Source organism: Dulcicalothrix desertica PCC 7102 (assembly GCF_003991905.1).
Classification (GTDB): Bacteria; Cyanobacteriota; Cyanobacteriia; order Cyanobacteriales; family Nostocaceae; genus Dulcicalothrix; species Dulcicalothrix desertica.
In genome coordinates, this window is the sequence record NZ_RSCL01000003.1 from 152628 (window position 1) to 170423 (window position 17796).

General features: G+C 37.8%; 16 protein-coding genes and 1 pseudogene. 15 read left to right on the plus strand and 2 right to left on the minus strand.

Annotation, left to right across the window (positions count from 1 at the left end; all coding sequences use genetic code 11):
- The first annotated feature begins 1 nt into the window (after position 1).
- From DSM106972_RS07365 to DSM106972_RS54790, 10 genes and pseudogenes are all read left to right on the plus strand, one after another.
- Positions 2 to 544: a serine O-acetyltransferase gene (locus DSM106972_RS07365; RefSeq protein WP_127080088.1), complete on the plus strand. Its 543-nt coding sequence runs from the start codon at positions 2 to 4 to the stop codon at positions 542 to 544.
- Between the two features lie 185 nt (positions 545 to 729).
- Positions 730 to 1929 (plus strand): glycosyltransferase family 2 protein, encoded by a 1200-nt coding sequence (locus DSM106972_RS07370; protein ID WP_127080089.1) that lies wholly within the window; start codon positions 730 to 732, stop codon positions 1927 to 1929.
- A 62-nt stretch (positions 1930 to 1991) separates the two neighbouring features.
- Positions 1992 to 3182: a glycosyltransferase family 4 protein gene (locus DSM106972_RS07375; protein ID WP_127080090.1), complete on the plus strand. Its 1191-nt coding sequence runs from the start codon at positions 1992 to 1994 to the stop codon at positions 3180 to 3182.
- 46 nt (positions 3183 to 3228) lie between these two features.
- A pseudogene (locus DSM106972_RS07380) lies at positions 3229 to 3630 on the plus strand (glycosyltransferase); the annotation flags it as partial.
- Positions 3617 to 4480, plus strand: coding sequence for a DUF6492 family protein (locus DSM106972_RS07385; protein ID WP_127080091.1), 864 nt, complete (start codon positions 3617 to 3619; stop codon positions 4478 to 4480). The pseudogene DSM106972_RS07380 and the gene DSM106972_RS07385, both read left to right, overlap by 14 nt.
- Positions 4481 to 5695, plus strand: a complete 1215-nt coding sequence (locus DSM106972_RS07390) for a glycosyltransferase family 4 protein (protein WP_127080092.1) — start codon at positions 4481 to 4483, stop codon at positions 5693 to 5695.
- A gap of 133 nt (positions 5696 to 5828) precedes the next feature.
- The gene (locus DSM106972_RS07395) at positions 5829 to 7031 is read left to right on the plus strand and encodes a glycosyltransferase family 4 protein (RefSeq protein ID WP_127080093.1); all 1203 of its coding nucleotides are present in this window, start codon (positions 5829 to 5831) and stop codon (positions 7029 to 7031) included.
- Between the two features lie 47 nt (positions 7032 to 7078).
- Positions 7079 to 8275: an O-antigen ligase family protein gene (locus tag DSM106972_RS07400; protein WP_127080094.1), complete on the plus strand. Its 1197-nt coding sequence runs from the start codon at positions 7079 to 7081 to the stop codon at positions 8273 to 8275.
- 42 nt (positions 8276 to 8317) lie between these two features.
- Positions 8318 to 8584, plus strand: a complete 267-nt coding sequence (locus DSM106972_RS07405; RefSeq protein WP_127080095.1) for a hypothetical protein — start codon at positions 8318 to 8320, stop codon at positions 8582 to 8584.
- 125 nt (positions 8585 to 8709) lie between these two features.
- The gene (locus DSM106972_RS54790; protein WP_267901070.1) at positions 8710 to 8835 is read left to right on the plus strand and encodes a hypothetical protein; all 126 of its coding nucleotides are present in this window, start codon (positions 8710 to 8712) and stop codon (positions 8833 to 8835) included.
- A gap of 94 nt (positions 8836 to 8929) precedes the next feature.
- Here the strand turns inward: DSM106972_RS54790 and DSM106972_RS07410 are convergent, their stop codons facing one another.
- Both DSM106972_RS07410 and DSM106972_RS07415 read right to left on the minus strand, forming a co-directional pair.
- Positions 8930 to 9994, minus strand: coding sequence for a glycosyltransferase (locus DSM106972_RS07410; protein WP_127080096.1), 1065 nt, complete (start codon positions 9992 to 9994; stop codon positions 8930 to 8932).
- Positions 9995 to 10000: 6 nt separating this feature from the next.
- The gene (locus DSM106972_RS07415; protein WP_127080097.1) at positions 10001 to 10987 is read right to left on the minus strand and encodes a GT-B fold glycosyltransferase domain-containing protein; all 987 of its coding nucleotides are present in this window, start codon (positions 10985 to 10987) and stop codon (positions 10001 to 10003) included.
- A gap of 253 nt (positions 10988 to 11240) precedes the next feature.
- On the opposite strand from DSM106972_RS07415, the gene DSM106972_RS07420 reads away from it, so the two are divergent.
- From DSM106972_RS07420 to DSM106972_RS07440, 5 genes are all read left to right on the plus strand, one after another.
- The gene (locus DSM106972_RS07420) at positions 11241 to 12239 is read left to right on the plus strand and encodes a glycosyltransferase family 2 protein (protein ID WP_127080098.1); all 999 of its coding nucleotides are present in this window, start codon (positions 11241 to 11243) and stop codon (positions 12237 to 12239) included.
- Between the two features lie 346 nt (positions 12240 to 12585).
- Entirely contained in the window at positions 12586 to 13839 is a 1254-nt protein-coding gene (locus tag DSM106972_RS07425; protein WP_127080099.1) for a glycosyltransferase family 4 protein, read from the plus strand.
- 30 nt (positions 13840 to 13869) lie between these two features.
- Positions 13870 to 15225: an oligosaccharide flippase family protein gene (locus tag DSM106972_RS07430; RefSeq protein ID WP_127080100.1), complete on the plus strand. Its 1356-nt coding sequence runs from the start codon at positions 13870 to 13872 to the stop codon at positions 15223 to 15225.
- A 167-nt stretch (positions 15226 to 15392) separates the two neighbouring features.
- Positions 15393 to 16424, plus strand: a complete 1032-nt coding sequence (locus tag DSM106972_RS07435) for a hypothetical protein (RefSeq protein WP_127080101.1) — start codon at positions 15393 to 15395, stop codon at positions 16422 to 16424.
- Between the two features lie 84 nt (positions 16425 to 16508).
- Positions 16509 to 17579 carry a glycosyltransferase gene (locus tag DSM106972_RS07440; RefSeq protein ID WP_127080102.1) on the plus strand — a complete coding sequence of 357 codons (1071 nt, stop codon included), beginning with the start codon at positions 16509 to 16511 and terminating at the stop codon, positions 17577 to 17579.
- Positions 17580 to 17796: the final 217 nt, after the last annotated feature.

A 17796-nucleotide genomic window follows, 5' to 3' on the forward strand; every position in this document is an offset into this window, starting at 1 on the left:
TATGGATAATACGGTTGATACAGAATTAAGTTTTTGGGAGCAAATAGAAGAAGATTTCCGGTCACACGGGTGCGACTGGACACTTCCTGGTTTTCGTGCCGTGGCAGTACATCGATTTGGTGTATGGCGTATGACAGTACAACCAAAGCTTTTACGCGCTCCTTTAAGTCTTCTCTACCGAATGTTATTCCGTAAAATTCGCAACGGTTATGGTATTGAACTACCTTACACTGTTAACCTTGGGCGCCGTGTAGTTATTGAACACCAAGGAGGTATTGTAATTCACGGTTACAGCACAATTGGTGACGACTGCATTATTCGTCAAGGTGTAACTTTAGGAAATCGTTATCTCAACCGTCCGTTAGATGCACCGAAGTTAGGCAAGCGCGTTAATGTTGGTGCTGGCGCCAAAATTTTCGGTGATGTCACTATTGGTGATGATGTGAATATTGGCGCCAATGCAGTCGTACTAAACGATATTCCTTCAGAGTCAACTGCTGTAGGTATTCCCGCAAAAGTTATTCAGAAATCACTCGTCAATTAGAAACCGGGTTCCTTACGAGAACTTAAAATTCTTACCCAAGTTTTTCACAGGAACCCGGTTTCTTGGATAAAACTCGTCAATTAGAAACCGGGTTCCTTACGAGAACTTAAAATTCTTACCCCAGTTTTTCATAGGAACCCGGTTTCTTGAGTAATAAATTTTAGGAAATTTGGAGATTCTCCAATATGTATATAAATCAGCTAGTGCATCTATCAATAGAAATAATTCTGCTGATAAGTGCCTTCTTTTTGCTTGTTCTGGGTTCTATTTTACTAATTGAATGCATCGCTGCTCTGTTTCCACTGACTTCCACAACTTCAAAAATTCAGACTAATAAGGTAGCAGTCTTAATTCCTGCTCATAATGAAGAAGCTGTAATTTCAAACACATTAAAAAGCTTAAAATCTACGTTATTACCACATCATAAAATTGTGGTAGTTGCTGATAACTGTACAGACGCAACTGCTGAAATTGCGTCACGTGCAGGAGTTACAGTCATAGAAAGACAAGACGAGAATAAGAAAGGTAAAGGATACGCTCTAGACTACGGGTTAAAATTTCTAGAGAATGACCCACCTGAAGTTGTTGTATTTATTGACGCTGATTGTGTAGTTCAAAGAAATACAATAACGCTGTTGACCGAGAAAGCTAATAGTACTGGTAGACCAGCACAAGCAGTCTACTTGATGTCAAAACCTAATCAACCGACTCCTAAAGATTCAATATCAGTCTTTGCATTCAAAGTCAAAAACCTTGTGCGTTCACGTGGTTTAGTACGCATGGGTTTACCCTGTTTGCTGGCAGGTACTGGAATGGCATTTCCCTGGCCAGTTATTCGTTCGGTTGACCTGGCAAATTCTGAAATTGTCGAAGATATGAAACTCGGACTAGATTTAACTATTGCTGGATATCCACCAATTTTTTGTCCACAAGCAAGTGTGAATAGTAGTCTACCCCAAAACGCGAAAGCAGCTAAAAGTCAACGTACTCGTTGGGAACATGGTCATATTCAAACTTTGCTTACTTATGTACCTAAGTTAATTACTAATGGAGTACGTCAAAGAAGATTAGACTTGTTTTTCAGCGCACTTGATTTGTGTATTCCACCCCTATCGCTGTTTGTAGCAATTTGGTTCGGGTTGATGTGCATATCACTTATATTCGCATTTGTAACATCTATATCTACTCCAGCATCAGTAATTGCTATCGCTGGTGTATTTATCTTGACTGCTATTTTGATTGCTTGGAGTAACTTCGCACGTTCTGATTTACCATTGTTAGAACTACTAGCTGTACCATTCTATATATTGTGGAAAATCCCTTTATATTTCAAATTTCTGATTCAACCCCAAAAAACCTGGATTCGTACCGAACGCGATGTGTAACGCACCATAAATATTTGTTACAATCATGATTCAGCGCATAAAGCTAAAATCGAAGTTATCACATGTCCAAACAACTGCGGATTGTATACACTATTGGACCAGAAGACGTTATTGAGTCATACAAGTGTTGGAAAAATGGCGAAGATACCTCTTCTCAAGTTTCGATGACTTTCTCAGGTCATTTCTACGATGTGTGTACAGCTTTGGATGCTTTTGGATATGTTATTGCCGAAGCAAGCTCTAAAGAAGTTATTCGTGACGAACGCTTTATCGTTGAACGGCGCCTTCTTCCATTTAACTATTCTACGGGTGTATTCTATCATTTACGGCAAATTATACGAGGATTACAATTATTTGTTTCGGCTACTAAATTTGGCGCCAATGTGGTAATTGCTGATAGTGGTACAACTCATTGGTTTACTTTATTACCTTTAACTTGGATTGGCATCAAAGTAATTCCATCGCTGCAATGTACCTTGTGGCCCAAGTACTCTAAGCAAACTCTTGGAGAAAAAATTAACCTGAAATTGAGTCGAAGTTTATTTAAAACAGCGTGTCATAGTATACATGCTGTTTCTCATGATATTTCAGAACAAATTTCACAGCTAACAGGAGGTATACACCCACCTATTCACGAATTTTTACCGATGTACAGAAGACACGACTTCGCGAATATCACTGCTCCCTCAGATGTTCGCACCCCTTTACGAATTTTGTTTGCTGGTCGAGTCGAATATGATAAAGGCGCCTTTGACTTACTAGAAATTGCTAAAATATTGCTTGCAAATGGTTTGAAAGATATTGTTTTTGATATTTGTGGAGATGGTACAGCTAATCAACCGCTACAAAAGTCTGTACAACTCGAAGGTGTCGAAGAATTTTTTGTATTTCATGGATATTGCATTAAACAGCAAATGCGAGAAATGTTCGCAAAGTCCCACGCTGTAATTGTACCAACTCGTACCGATTTTATCGAGGGGTTCAATCGAGTTGTCGCTGAAAGCATTTTATCTGGTCGTCCCGTCATTACTTCCGCTGTCTGTCCCGCTTTGTCTTACGTGCGTTCCGCTGTTGTTGAAGTTCCTCCTAATGATATCCCAGCATATGCGGCAGCTATACATCAAATATATACTGACCACAATCTTTACGAGCAAAAGCAACTAGCTTGTTTAAAATTACAAGAACAATTTTACGATATCAACAATAGTTGGGCAGCCGCACTAAATAAAAGTCTTTCTACCATCAAATCCTAGAAACCCAGAAACCGGGTTTCTTTATTGACAAGAAGTTACGAATTATCGCTTAGAGGCAAATTATCAATGTCATGGTCACTGCTCAAAACCCAAAATGCAGTCTATATTAAGTGACTCACACGTGATAATAGTTCCAACACAAACTAAATTTGTTGAAGGTTTTAATCGAGTTGTTGCCGAAAGTGTTTTAGCGGGTCGTCCAGTAGTTACTTCCGCAGTATGTCCCGCGATTTCTTACGTGCGTTCTGCTGCAATTGAAGTACCTCCAAACGATGTCACAGCATACGGTGATGCTTTGATTAATTTATACAAGAATCAGTCACTATATAAACAAAAGCATCTTGCTTGCCTGAAATTACAAGAACAGTTCTATGATGTAAATAGAAGTTGGGGCGCCTTATTAAAGTCTATACTCGTAGAAATTCAAGCTATAAATGCAGTTACGTGATTTTTGTATAGTTACTCCAAGTTATGCACCTGACTATTATCGCTGTCAGCTGCTGGCTTGGAGTATAGAAGCATTTGCGCCCGAAAAAACGAAGCATTATATAATAGTTCCAAACTGTGATTTACGTCTTTTCCGTCAAATCAAATATAGAAACACAGAAATAATCACCGTTGAATCAATTTTACCAAGTTGGGTTCAACTACCTTTTATTGACAGTTGCTGGTTTAACTTCAAGCATTTAGTCGTGCGAGGATGGATAATTCAACAAATTATCAAACTCGCAGCAGCAGAATATATAACCGAACAGGTATTTGTATTTGTAGACTCTGACGTTGCTTTTATTCGTCCTTTTGACTGGGACTTTTTTATTCGTGATGGTCGAGTACGTTTGTATCGCATTCCTGGAGAACTTTCGCCACAGGCGCCGATTGGTGAAAAATGGAATTATAATGCTCGTCGTTTACTCAATTTACCGGGTGGTGATATTCCTGTCACAGGTTATATAAGTCAAGTTATGACGTGGAGAAGTGATAATTTAAAGCTACTGTATAAGCATATCGAAAAGGTGTCAGGACGTAGATGGATTGAGGCTGTATGCAGTAATTGGGATTTATCAGAGTATGTAATATATGGTCTTTTTGTCGAAGAAGTACTCAAAGCATCTGGACATTACTTCGATTCTGAGTGCATTTGTCATGAATATTGGTTTAATCGACAAATGTCTGATATTGAGTTGCAAGACTTCTTTGCTCGTACCCCAAGAGAATATATTGCTGTTATGATATCAGCCAAATCAGGTATGAGAGTGCAGCAATACGAGAATTTGGTCAAAAACTTTCTAACTATTTGAATGCGAATTGGCTATTTAATTCCTGAATTTCCGGGACAAACACACATTTGGATTTGGCGAGAAATTACCCATCTATATGAGTGGGGAATTCAAATTGAGATTTTTTCCACTAAATATCCTTCCCCCCATATTAAAGCTAAACACGATTTTGCTGATACTGCACAAACTTACTATCTGTGGAAGCAAAATATTTTCCATAATATAATTGACATTTTTGTTAGTTTATGCTGGTCATTAACTCACCCTATTGGTTTATTTAAAGCAATAAAACTAGCTTTAACTATAAATGTAGAGGCGCCACGTTGGCATATTATCGCTTTAGTGCCAATGGCTTGTATATTAGCTCGTTGTTGTGTAGCACGTAGTATAGAGCATATGCACTGTCATAGCTGTGGAAATTCAGCAATATTAGCAATAATGCTCAAACAGATAACTGGCATTTCATACTCACTAACGTTAAACGCGAATTTGGAATGGTGGGGAGGTGGTATGACGGCAAAGTTTACTAATGCAGCTTTTATTATTGCTATCACCAAAAAGCTAGAAGCAGAAGTACGACGTAATTATCCAGTACAAGAAAACCAAGTGCTGCTAGGACGTATTGGTGTAGACACAGCTAAATGGAATCGACAGCTTTATAAATTAAATAATAACAACAATCTGACCTTTCAAATTCTCACCGTTGGGCGCCTACACACAAGCAAAGGTCACGATACTCTAATTCAATCTGTAAAATGCCTTGTTGACGCTGGTAAATTAGTTCATCTTACAATTGTTGGCGCTGGTTTGGAGTTAGACAACTTAAAAGCATTGGCAGCAAAATTAGAAATATCCAATTCAATCGAATTCACAGGCACTTTATCAGAAAACCAAATTATCGAAAAAATGTGTCGTGTAGATGCATTTGTACTTGCTAGTCATTGTGAACCTCTAGGTGTAGTTTACATGGAAGCAATGGCAATGTCCGTAGCAACAATTGGCACTAATTCGGGTGGTGTTCCTGAAATAATTACTGATGGTCAAGACGGATTATTGGTTGCACCGAGGGATGTTACAGCTTTGGCATCTGCCTTGATGCGACTAATAGAAAATCCTGCGCTTAAAACACAACTAGGACGCAGTGGACGCTCTACGATTATTGAACATTTTGATAGCCGAATTGGCGCCGCAACATTAAAGACGCAAATCATAAGTCAAATCAATTCGGGTGTATAAGTGATATTTTATATCAAGCAACTTGCTTGATTCTAGCTTTACCATGTAATAAATATATTAAAGTTTCAGTAAATATACGAGAAATGAATATAATCGTATCATTAACTCTTATGTACAAAACCGAAGTTATAAAATGTCCAAGCAACTGCGGATAGTATACGCAATTGGTACGGAAGATGTAATTGAGGCATATAAATGTTGGAAAGAAGGTTCGGATGTGGGGTCACAGGTTTCGATGACCTTTTCAAGTTATTTTTATTCGGTCTGTACAGCGTTAGATGCTGTTGGGTATGTAATTGGGCTAGCGAGAAAAACAGAGGTTGTTTATGACGGTCGTTTTATAATTGAACGGCGCCGAGTATTGTTGTATGGTGCCAAAGGTGTGTTTTATCATGTCAAGCAGATTTTACAAGGAATACAGCTATTTATTTCGGCAATTAGTTTTGGCGCCAATGTGGTAATTGCAGATAGTGGTACAACTTACTGGTTTATGTTGTTGCCATTGTCTTGGATGGGTATAAAAGTAATTCCGTCACTGCACTGTACGTTGTGGCGTAAATATTCTAAGCAAACTCTAGGAGAAAAAATAATTCTTAACTTGAGTCGTGATTTGTTTTACTCAAGATGTCATAGTATACACGCGGTTTCCCATGATATCACGGAACAAATTACTGTATTAACAAATGGGGTACACCCACCAATTTATGAATTTTTACCTATATATAAAAGAAGTGACTTCGCGGATATTGCACCTCCACCTCAACAACGTCTACCGTTACGAGTATTATTTGCGGGTCGAGTCGAGTATGATAAAGGCGCCTTCGATTTACTGCTCATAGCCAAACGAATTGCTGCTACTGGCATAAAAAATATAATTTTTGATGTTTGTGGAGATGGTGCAGCACTAAAACCACTACAAGCATCTGTAAAAAAAGAGGGTGTAGAAGACTTCTTCGTATTTCATGGGTATTGTGGCAAGCAAAAAATGCGTTCCATGTTCGGTAAAGCACACGTTGTTATAGTACCAACACGAACTGATTTTATTGAAGGGTTTAATCGCGTGGTGGCAGAAGGTGTATTATCAGGTCGTCCTGTAATAACAAGTGCTGTTTGTCCAGCATTATCTTACGTGCGTGAAGCTGTAATTGAAGTGTTACCGAATGATATAGAAGCATATGTAACAGCTATACTTCAAATATATAATGACCCAATCATTTGTGAACAAAAGCGACTTGCGTGTTTTGAGTTACAAGAACAGTTCTACGATATCAACAAAAGTTGGGCTACTGCATTAACGTCCAGTCTTAGCGCTATCGGTGGAACTATTATCTGTTGAGCAGCCTAAAATTCTAGCTTAGATTAGTATTATTACCATTTATTACTGTGTTTAATATTACTTTTTTTGAAAAAATATTTGTGATTATTGGGGTGCTATTTTTTTCTGGAGCTTTTTCAGAATTATTTGCAGGGGCGCCGATAACGTTGCTACGCTATTTTGTATGGGGTGGTGCAACAGTTTTAGCTTGTTTACGTTGGAAAGATTCGCTATTGGTAATAAAATCAGATATATTTCTAACTTTTTTAACTATCATCGCATTCGCATCATTCTTATGGTCAGATGTATTTATTAGCACATTAAAAGACAGTCGTGAAGTTTTGCAGATGACATCATTTGGGTTGTATATTGCTGCACGCTTTACAGTTAGAGAGCAAGTAGAAATTTTTGGCATCGCTTTTTTTATTGGGGAATTAATGAGTTTGGGTGTAGCTGCTGTAATGCCCGCGCTTGGTATTCATGGCATTGACCACCCAGGCGCCTGGAAAGGGGTATTTGGGTATAAAAATTTACTTGGTGCCATAATGGTAATAAGTTCATTTACATTTTTTTTGTTACCGACGAGTGGTAATAAACTACAGCAAATTTATAAATGGACTGGTTTTGTGTTTGGGATAATACTGATGTTGCTATCAACATCAAAAACTTCGCTAGTAGTATCAGCAATATTATTTTTAGCTCTGTTTTTCTACCGTTATTTTCGTTTTGTAGGTAAAACTACGGTTATTTTTATCGATTTGGTGATATTAGTAGTTGGTGCGGTCATGACGGTTGTATTGAGTAATTGGACAGAACTTTTAACATCTCTTGGTAGAGACCCAACATTGACAGGAAGAACACCAATGTGGGGTATTGCGCTGTCACGACTTATGGATAGACCATTACTTGGTTTTGGACGTGGTGCTTTTTGGGCGCCAGGTAGTCCATATGCACTAGAAGCAGGTAAAGCAGTGGCGTCAGGTTTTGTGCCTCCGCACGGGCATAATGGATTTGTAGATTTAGCGCTTGATGTTGGGTTAATTGGAATTTTGCTATTCGCGATTAGTTTTATTATTGCTTACTTAAGAGCCTTAAAGTTAGCATATGCCACAAAGGCGCCGGAGAAGATGTGGTATTTAGCCTTTCTGATGTTTTTTTTCATGAACAACATGACAGAAAGCTTCATGTTATTCAAAACCAACATCTATTGGACACTATACATTACATCAACCTTATCCCTAGGAAAAAAGAACTGCTCCTCGTAATAAGCACTTCAGTGCTTAAAATCTGACTTTTACCCAAAAATTTTGGCGCCATCTGCTATTTTAACTAGAGGATATATCTATAATCTACTTTTACCCACAAATTTGGCGCCATCTGCTATTTTACTAGAGGATATATCTATATCTGAGTTTTACCTAGAAATTTTGGCACCATCCGAGGATTTTTCTAGAGAAAATGACTTTTACCTAGAAATTTTGGCGCCATCTGAGGATTTTTCTAGAGAAAATGACTTTTACCTAGAAATTTTGGCGCCGTCTGCTATTTTACTAGAGGATATATCTATAATCTGAGTTTTACCTAGAAATTTGGCGCCATCTGAGGATTTTTCTAGGGAATATGACTTTTACCTAGAAATTTGGCGCCATCTGCTATTTTACTAGAGGATATATCTATAATCTGAGTTTTACTTAGAAATTTGGCGCCATCTGAGGATTTTTCTAGAGAATATAACTTTTACCTAGAAATTTTGGCGCCGTCAGAGGATTTTTCTAGAGAATATAACTTTTACCTAGAAATTTGGCGCCGTCTGCTATTTTACTAGAGGATATATTTATAATCTGAGTTTTATCTAGAAATTTGGCGCTATTAAGCACTGAAGTGCTTATTACGGGGGGTTTTGTGCGTGGTTGGTATAGCTATGTCCATTTGTTGGAAATTGGACGGTATCCGTGAATACGATGATAGTCAGCGTCACGTACTGCTAGTTTTTGGTTGACTGCTCGCACAGCAAAATTAGCAATTTTATTTATAGAACTGCGTTTACACCAGTTTGAATATGATGAAGCAACTTGTGTAGATAAAACTTTGTGCCAACGTAATGCTATTTGTTCTGTTGAAAATTCCAACGCGCGTTTTTGCCCGTTGATAAGCATTTGTTCATATAGACTGGGGTCAGTCATTAGGCGCCGAATTGCTGAAAGTGCTGACTCTGGTGTTTTAATTTCGATATAATCTAGATGCGATTGTCGCAGTTGTTGAAATGCTGGTTCTGGACCTAATAGTGCTGGTACCCCCGCTATCCAAGCGTTGATTAATTTACTTGCTGGTTTTACTAAAGCGTCTTTCTCAGTTAAGTCTCGTACAGCTAATACTAAATCAGCTTCACTGTAATCATGCCATTGTAATAGTTTATCTGTATTTATACCATTAATTTGTAAGCAGGCGCCAAGATTTTCTAGTTCCCGAACAAACTCTGGTGAACGAAATGCTTCATATAAATTCAACTCAGAACCTTTGAAAACTACGTTAGTTATATGATTACCACGCGCACTGTCTCGTTTTATTAAACCAGGTTGTGGCCAATGAGGTATAAATATATCTGTACTCGACTTGATATTTGCTTGATTTTGAACAATTGCAATATCACACAAAGCAGGCCTTGGACCATCCGAACGACAACCAACGACAAATGATGAGAAAGTTTTTTGCTTAATTCCAAAATCTAAAGCGCTAGCAACACATATACTACCTTGAACAAATTTATTAGATAAATACACATTCAGGTTTCTTCGCTTTAAATGTAAATAAGTCATAATAATCCAGCATTCTTCGTTTGTGACTATTCGTTCAGGAATTGTATTTGGGTCAGGAAGCTGGGTATCATTAGATAATAAATCTGACCATTTTTCCCAATAGCGACACACAAACGTAACTGGATAAGGCAACGCAGTGAATTTTGTTTCTAACTGTTCAGATTGCATTAGTTTCTAGTAGCTTTGACAATGTTTACAAAAAGCCAACTCTTGCTGTTTTCTAAAATAATCTAACGTTTTTTTCATGACTCGTGATGGCATTGGTGCTTGACTTTTCATTGGTCCAATCATAGCTAACCATTCACCCACTTGAGGATGACTATCATTAACAGATTTATAGAAAGTATCCCAAAACCAGTGCCACATTGAATCATGGTAGTGAATAATTTTAGCAGTTTGAATATGTGTGTTATCATACCAAGGTTCTGGAACGCATGTCCCGATAGCAAAATTATGCGAATACGAAAGTGTGTCCCAACGAATTCCCATTTTTGCAACAGTTAACCCTAATGCAACTTGGTCGTTGAAAAAGATTCCTGTTTTTTTAGACATAACTTGGCAATCACACAATTGTGTAAAAGTGTCTAAGTAATGTTGAGCAAAATTTGTGCTGCGACGATAAACAAAAACACCACTATTAAAGCAGAAACGCATTGGTGAATGCTGTGGTTCGCTTTTTACCCAAGGTAGTGCTTCTATATCTATATCAAGACATTTACATATTTGGCGCCAGTAAGGGTCATTTGGGTCGTCTGCTCCAGAAGTTTCGTTACTCAATTTATCAGCAGGACAAGCAACAAAGCTAAAATCCTCCTTCATCATAAATTCACTTGGCTCATTCACCACAAGTAAATCGCTGTCTAACCAACTAATAAATTCAGTTTCAGCAATTTCTTCCACTGCTTTCAATGCCATTAGTTTGTTCAAAAACTTATTCCATGAATATTTATGTTGATTACTAAAACTAATGTACTGAACTTGAAGTTGTTCTAATTGAATACGTGTGTTTTTAGAGATAGGTGGTCCAAAGCGAGGTGTAACGGCGTATACTGGACAAGAAGCATAGGCTCCTCCCCATCGACGTAAGCTTTCAATCATGCGTAGTGTTTGAACTTCGAGCCATCCAGATTCTATACAGCAAACAAAAGTAATGGGCGCCATATTAGCTATTTTTGAAGATGATAAACCAGAAACCCGGTTAATTAAAGAGGGTTTCTATTGATTATTTTGCATAAAAATATTATTTTTTTAAAATAGCATACAAAATCTATCTTAAGTATGATGTTTTACTCAGAAGGTGGAAAGTGAAAAAATATGGAAAAATGTTAAGGGAAAGGGCTGTTATCCTTTATTCCATGATGTTTGGGTGTTTTGAATAATTGTTCTGTGGTTTTGTGTTGCAGGGGGTTTGGATATGCAGTCGATAGGGGTGGTAGTCATAGGCAGAAACGAAGGGAAACGTCTCGAACGGTGTTTACTTTCGATATTATCAGAAGGGGTGATTATTACGTATGTTGATTCTGGTTCTACCGATGGAAGTGTCGCAATGGCTAGTGCGTTGGGTGTATATGTTGTAGAACTTGATTTAACAATTCCATTTACAGCAGCACGCGCTCGCAATGCAGGTTTTGATAAACTTTTAAAATTGGCGCCAAATTTAGAATACGTCCAATTTGTTGATGGAGACTGTCAAATAGCACAAAATTGGTTGAATGTAGCGGCAAAATATCTTGATGAGCATCAAGAAGTAGTTGTCGTGTGCGGTCGGCGCCGAGAAAGGTTTCCGTCAGAATCGATATATAATCGGTTGTGCGATATCGAATGGGATACACCAATAGGAGAAACCAAAGCTTGTGGTGGAGACTCGATGATGCGTGTTAGTGCATTGAAAGCAGTAGGTGGTTTTAACCAAGCTTTAATTGCCGGAGAAGAACCAGAATTATGTCTACGACTTCGTACTAATAAAGGTGTAATCATGCGTATTAATGAAGAAATGACGCACCATGATGCACAAATGACAAATATTGGTCAATGGTGGAAGCGTTCTTTACGTGCAGGTCATGCTTATGCACAAGTAGCTCAAATGCATAGTCATAATTCTGAACGATATTGGGTAAAAGAATCTCGTAGCATTTGGCTATGGGGATTTATATTACCATCAATTGCGATTGCTACCAGTTGGCTTACATACGGGTTTAGCTTCCTAATACTTACATCATTATATACGTATTTATTTTATCGAATCTATCAATATGGAAGAGCAACTGGTCTAACAGCAGAGGATGCTAGACTATATGCTTTATATTGTGTTTTAAGTAAATTTCCTCAAGCACAAGGTCAAATTAAATTCCACTTATCACGTTTACTCAAACGTCAACCGACGTTGGTTGAATACAAAAATGCCACGTCTTAAACTATGGATGGGATTTAATACGAGTTATATATGTACCTCAGATATCTGCATTCAGATAGAGGTTGTACGCATAAATTTATTAAATCCCCCCAACTTGACTTATCTTTACAATAACTTCACAAAAAAACAAGAAATTTAAAGATTAACTTCACATAAGTAATTGATTTTAGATAAAAAAAATATTAATTTTACAAGTAATAAAGTGGCAACTCCGTGCAGTAAAACGCTCCTTAGCGTCATTCTAAGCTTCCCCAAGTATACAAACGCGCACAATATTAAAGATGGTTGGTTTAATTTTATTAGCTAGCCAATTGTTTTGAAAAAATGTGGTGCATTATAAGTAACAATGAAAGTAGCATACTTAGTCAATAAATACCCGAAGGTAAGCCATAGCTTTATTAGGCGTGAAATAGCGGCCCTTGAAGCTTTGGGTATATCGGTGACTCGATTTTCGATTCGTTCTTGTGTCTCGGAATTGGTTGACCCAGAAGATAAACTAGAATTCGAGAAAACGCGGGTAATACTAGATATCGGAGTATTGAATCTACTATTATCATTGATTAGTTTTGCGATTTTCAAACCAGCAGCATTGCTCAGGGGTTTATTATTAGCTCTTAAGGTTGGCATAAAATCCGATACGGGAATTTTGCACCATATTATATATCTAGCGGAAGCTTGCACTTTACGACGCTGGCTTGTAGAGTGTGAAGCGACTCATCTCCATGTCCATTTCGGAACTAATTCGACGACTGTAGCAATGTTATGTCATGCTTGTGGTGGTCCCGAATACAGCTTTACAGTTCATGGACCAGAAGAGTTCGACCGTGCGGTTAATATAGCTTTAACAGAGAAAATCAATCGTGCAAAGTTTATTGTGGCAATTTGCTCTTTTGGTTTAAGTCAGTTGTATCGTTGGTGTAGTTACGAGCAGTGGCAAAAAATCCATGTTATTCACTGTGGAGTTGATGATGAGTATTTCAACAAACCACAAACAGATATTCGCACTGGTAGTAATTTAGTTTGCGTAGGAAGGTTATGCGAACAGAAGGGTCAAATCCTGCTATTAAATGCAATTAAACAACTTTGTGATGAAGGTTGGGATTTGCAGTTAACGTTAGTAGGTGATGGTGAAATGCGAAGTCATCTTGAAGCACTTATCCACGAATATAATTTGCACAACTTCGTAAAAATTACGGGATGGGCAACTGGTTTACAGGTACAACAATATATAAGTAATGCTCGTGCTTTAGTCTTGCCGAGTTTTGCTGAAGGTTTGCCAGTGGTGCTTATGGAAGCGTTTGCGCTTTCTAGACCTGTAATTAGTACTTATGTTGCGGGTATTCCCGAATTAGTTCAATCGAATATTAATGGTTGGTTAGTACCAGCAGGTTCAGTTGAAGCTTTGACTACTGCGATGCGTGAATGTTTACGAATGCCTCCTGAAATTTTAACTCAAATGGCAACGTCAGGCGCCCAATCGGTGATAGAACAACATTCGGTTGCGGTAGAAGCGAAAAAGCTAGCAGTTTTATTTAGTCAGTCCAACGACCAGAATAATAACCAGGTGTCTGAACCAAAGTTATTGTTGACAACACAGTAGATATGAGTGAGAGTACTTTTACCCCAACCCATGACAACCCTAAAAAAACCGACTCTAAAAAAGCTTGCTATTCGTGGTGCAATGTGGACGATTATTGGTTACGGCGCCAGTCAATTTGCGCGATTAGTAGCTAATATCATATTGACTCGGTTATTAGTGCCAGAGTTTTTTGGGTTGATGGCAGTAGTGAATACGCTGCTGATGGGTATAGAATTATTTTCAGACCTAGGTATCGGTCAAAGCATTATTCAAAACAAACGTGGTGAAGAACGAGAATTTTTCAACACTGCATGGACACTACAAGCAACACGGGGGTTTTGGGTATGGTTCATTTGTTTAGCGATTACATATCCCGCAGCACAATTTTATAATGAACCGCGACTGTTATGGTTAGTCCCAATTATGGGATTAACATCTATTATCCTTGGATTCGCCTCACCGGCGCCTGCACTACTCAACCGTCGCATGGAAGTTGGTAAAGTCATAATGTTTGACTTTATCGTGCAAATACTATCACTAATAGTATTGATAACTTTAGCTTGGTGGTTACGCAGTTTGTGGGCATTCGCAATTAGTGGACTGATTGGAGGTACAATTCGTGCGATTGGTAGTTTCTTCTTAATTCCAGAACAAAGACCAAAATTTTCTTGGGACAAAGCAGCACTCAAAGAACTTCTATCTTTTGGTAGATGGATGTTCATAGCAACAGCAATTATGTTCTTAGCAGAGCAATCTGACCGATTAATATTAGGTAAGTTACTATCATTTCAAACGGTAGGTGTGTATACTATCGCAGCGACACTAGCAAATATGCCGCGTGAAGTAATAAAAACCCTAAGCTATCGAGTCATATTCCCAACAATATCCAATCAAACCGACTTACCAAGAGAAACCTTACGAGCAAAAATAGTTCGTCAACGTCGGTTGATAGTATTTGCATGTGGAGTATTGTTAGCAATACTAGTAAACATTGGAGACTTTGTTATTGCTAGACTCTATGACCAAAGGTATGCAGAAGCAATATGGATGATGCCAATACTTAGCTGCGGTGTATGGTTCTCAATCTTGTATTACACAACAAGTCCAGCTTTATTAGCGCTTGGGAAACCATTATACTCTGCCCAAAGTAATTTACTAAGATTTTTATTGATAAGTATTGGTATGCCATTAGCGTTTACTACACAAGGAATATTGGGAGTAATTGTTGTGATAGCACTTTCAGACTTTCCATTGTATCTTGGAAACCTTTACGGTTTATGGTGCGAAAAACTTTTTTGTTTCATTCAAGATGTGCAAGCAACCATATTGTTTGTGGCAATGTTAGCTTTGTTCGTTTTAATTCGTAGTTCTCTCGGTTTCGGAACTCCATTTCAAATTTTTATGTAAGAAACCGAAGAAACCGGGTTTTTAGTTAAATATTTATCTTAATTACAATATCGATATAAAAAACCCGGTTTCTAGTTTTAGCTTTCAGTTTTAATAGCGTTGTATTGAGTTGTGACTTATAGCAACTTAGAAAAAAGCGCTGTTTGTTCTTTATCGCTTTAAATATCATGTTAAAGACAGCATCTCTTTGGAAGTGGCAATATTCACATTGGAATAAACCAATCGACGAGCGAATTCTTGGCTATACAGTTTTACTACCGGTTCCAGGTGATTTACCAGTTTTTCTCAAAATTGCTTTAGAAACTTGTTCAAATCAAAAACCAGACGGATTATTTGAAACTCTTGTCATACCAGACCAACTTGTGCCAGGTTTTTCTGAACTGCTCGAAGAAACGCGCCATAAGTACTATACATCAATTCGTTTAATTAATCCCAACCCTTTAGAGCAAATAATTTCCCGTTACCAAAATAATCCTCACAACAACCATTGGTTGCAACTTGTTCGTGGAGTCAGTGCAACTCAAACGACACACGCACTTTTACATGATGCTGATTTATTTATTACCGAAGATGAATTCATGAAGATTCATTACGAAACTTGTGAATCAGAAAATTTAGCGTGTCTTGGTGTGAGTCCAGTATGGGATGCTTGGTATAAAGAGAATGGATTGAATCATCTCACCGCAACCTGGGAAATGATGTTTGACGTAGACTGGATAAGAAGTTTTCGACCTTGGGAACATCGTGGACATGACGGAGAAATATTAGGTCAAATTCACACATTTGATACAACTCTATATCCGCAATGCAAGACTAAACCAGAGTTGATAAGGTATCACCAGCAAGAATGGGGATTTATTCACTTTAATTACGTGATTTGTACTTATAGGTGGTTTCAAAGAAGCAAAACACCATTTGAAGACGAATGCTTCCGAATTCTTTTAATTCGACTACTCATCGAAGCATTTGACAAATCTGGGTGGAAATATCAAGTCCCTTCTCTTGATGAATTAATCAAAGGTATAACAGACGAAACTAACCCTATCACCTACATTCAAGATAAAACAAGGCAAAATTACTCCGATTTTCGCACCAAACTACAAACCCTTATCGACAGTAATCTTTTAGACGAAGAAAAAACCTGTATACTCAGTGAAGGCGCCACTAAATTTGATAAAGTATTTGGGTATAGCATGTAACATTGATTGTAGGTTGGGTGAAGGAACGTAACCCAACATACATCGATATGCTAATATCACTTTATAGCTATAAAAGGAGGTACTGTGAAGTACCACATCGTCTTAAGTCGTGCATTTGACTTAGAGTCCATAGCTCAAAATGCACAAGCAGGTAAATCTCCTTGTCATGTAATGTGGGAAGCAAGTCAAATTTTACAAGCTGAGATACATCAACCAGGCAAATATTCACCTATACAATCAGATACACTGCGTACATTGTTGATGGGTAACAAAGAACACTGGGCATTAGCGCGTACACTATCACAGCAACTTACAGAAGACTCAGTAGTATTTTGTACAGGTGAAGACATAGGTATACCAATAGCTAGTTTATGTGGCGCCAACAAAAAGCGTCCAAAAACAGCAGTATTTATTCATAATATTAATAGATTACGTGGGCGCTTGGCATTGAAAATATTCCAGGTGCAGGACAAAATAGACTTGTTCATGACTTATACATCAGCAAGTGCAGAATTTTTGCGCGACTATTTGAACTTACCAGAAAGTAAAATCAAATTATTTTTAGAACAACCAACAGATATTACATTCTTCACACCAGGTCAAACATCTCTTACTAAGACACGTCCAATAATAGCGAGTGCGGGGTTAGAAAAGCGAGACTATCGTACCCTTGCTGCTGCGACTCAAGATTTATTAGATATCGACGTTAAAATTTGTGTAGCATCACCAAATGCCAAAGCAACAAAACGTGCATTCCCTTTATTGGCGCCAAAAAATATGTCGTGTTGCTATTACAATTGGCAAGAGTTAGTACAATTATATAGAGATGCCGACATTACAGTAATACCCTTGTTTGAAAATAACTATCAAGCTGGACTGAGTACGATGTATGAAGCGCTAGCGTGTCGGCGCCCGGTTATAATTACAAAATCTCCAGGAATAATAACAGAGCTAGAAAAAGCAGGTGCAATTAAAACTGTACCTCAAGGAGATGTTCCTTCCCTACGTCAAGCCATAACAAAACTACTAAACAACCCCCAAAAAGCAGACAACCTAGCTCAAAAAGGTTATGAGCTAATTTTACAACGCTATAATCACAAATTATATATAGATAACTTTGTTAAAATAATGAATCGATTATCATCAGCCAACTAAGCATTTATTCCCAAACGTAAGTCATAATTTTTTACTCCTTTTTGTTGTGAACTGTTTAGTCTTATAATTTGGAGTGACAAACTTATGCCGTTTTCTACATGGATAGAACATATGATTAATATAGTATTTATGTATAGAATACATACTATATTTGTATGAGTAATATTTGCACTTTTGTGCCAAAGCTTTTATCAGTTGTTGCAACCTGTGCCTTTCG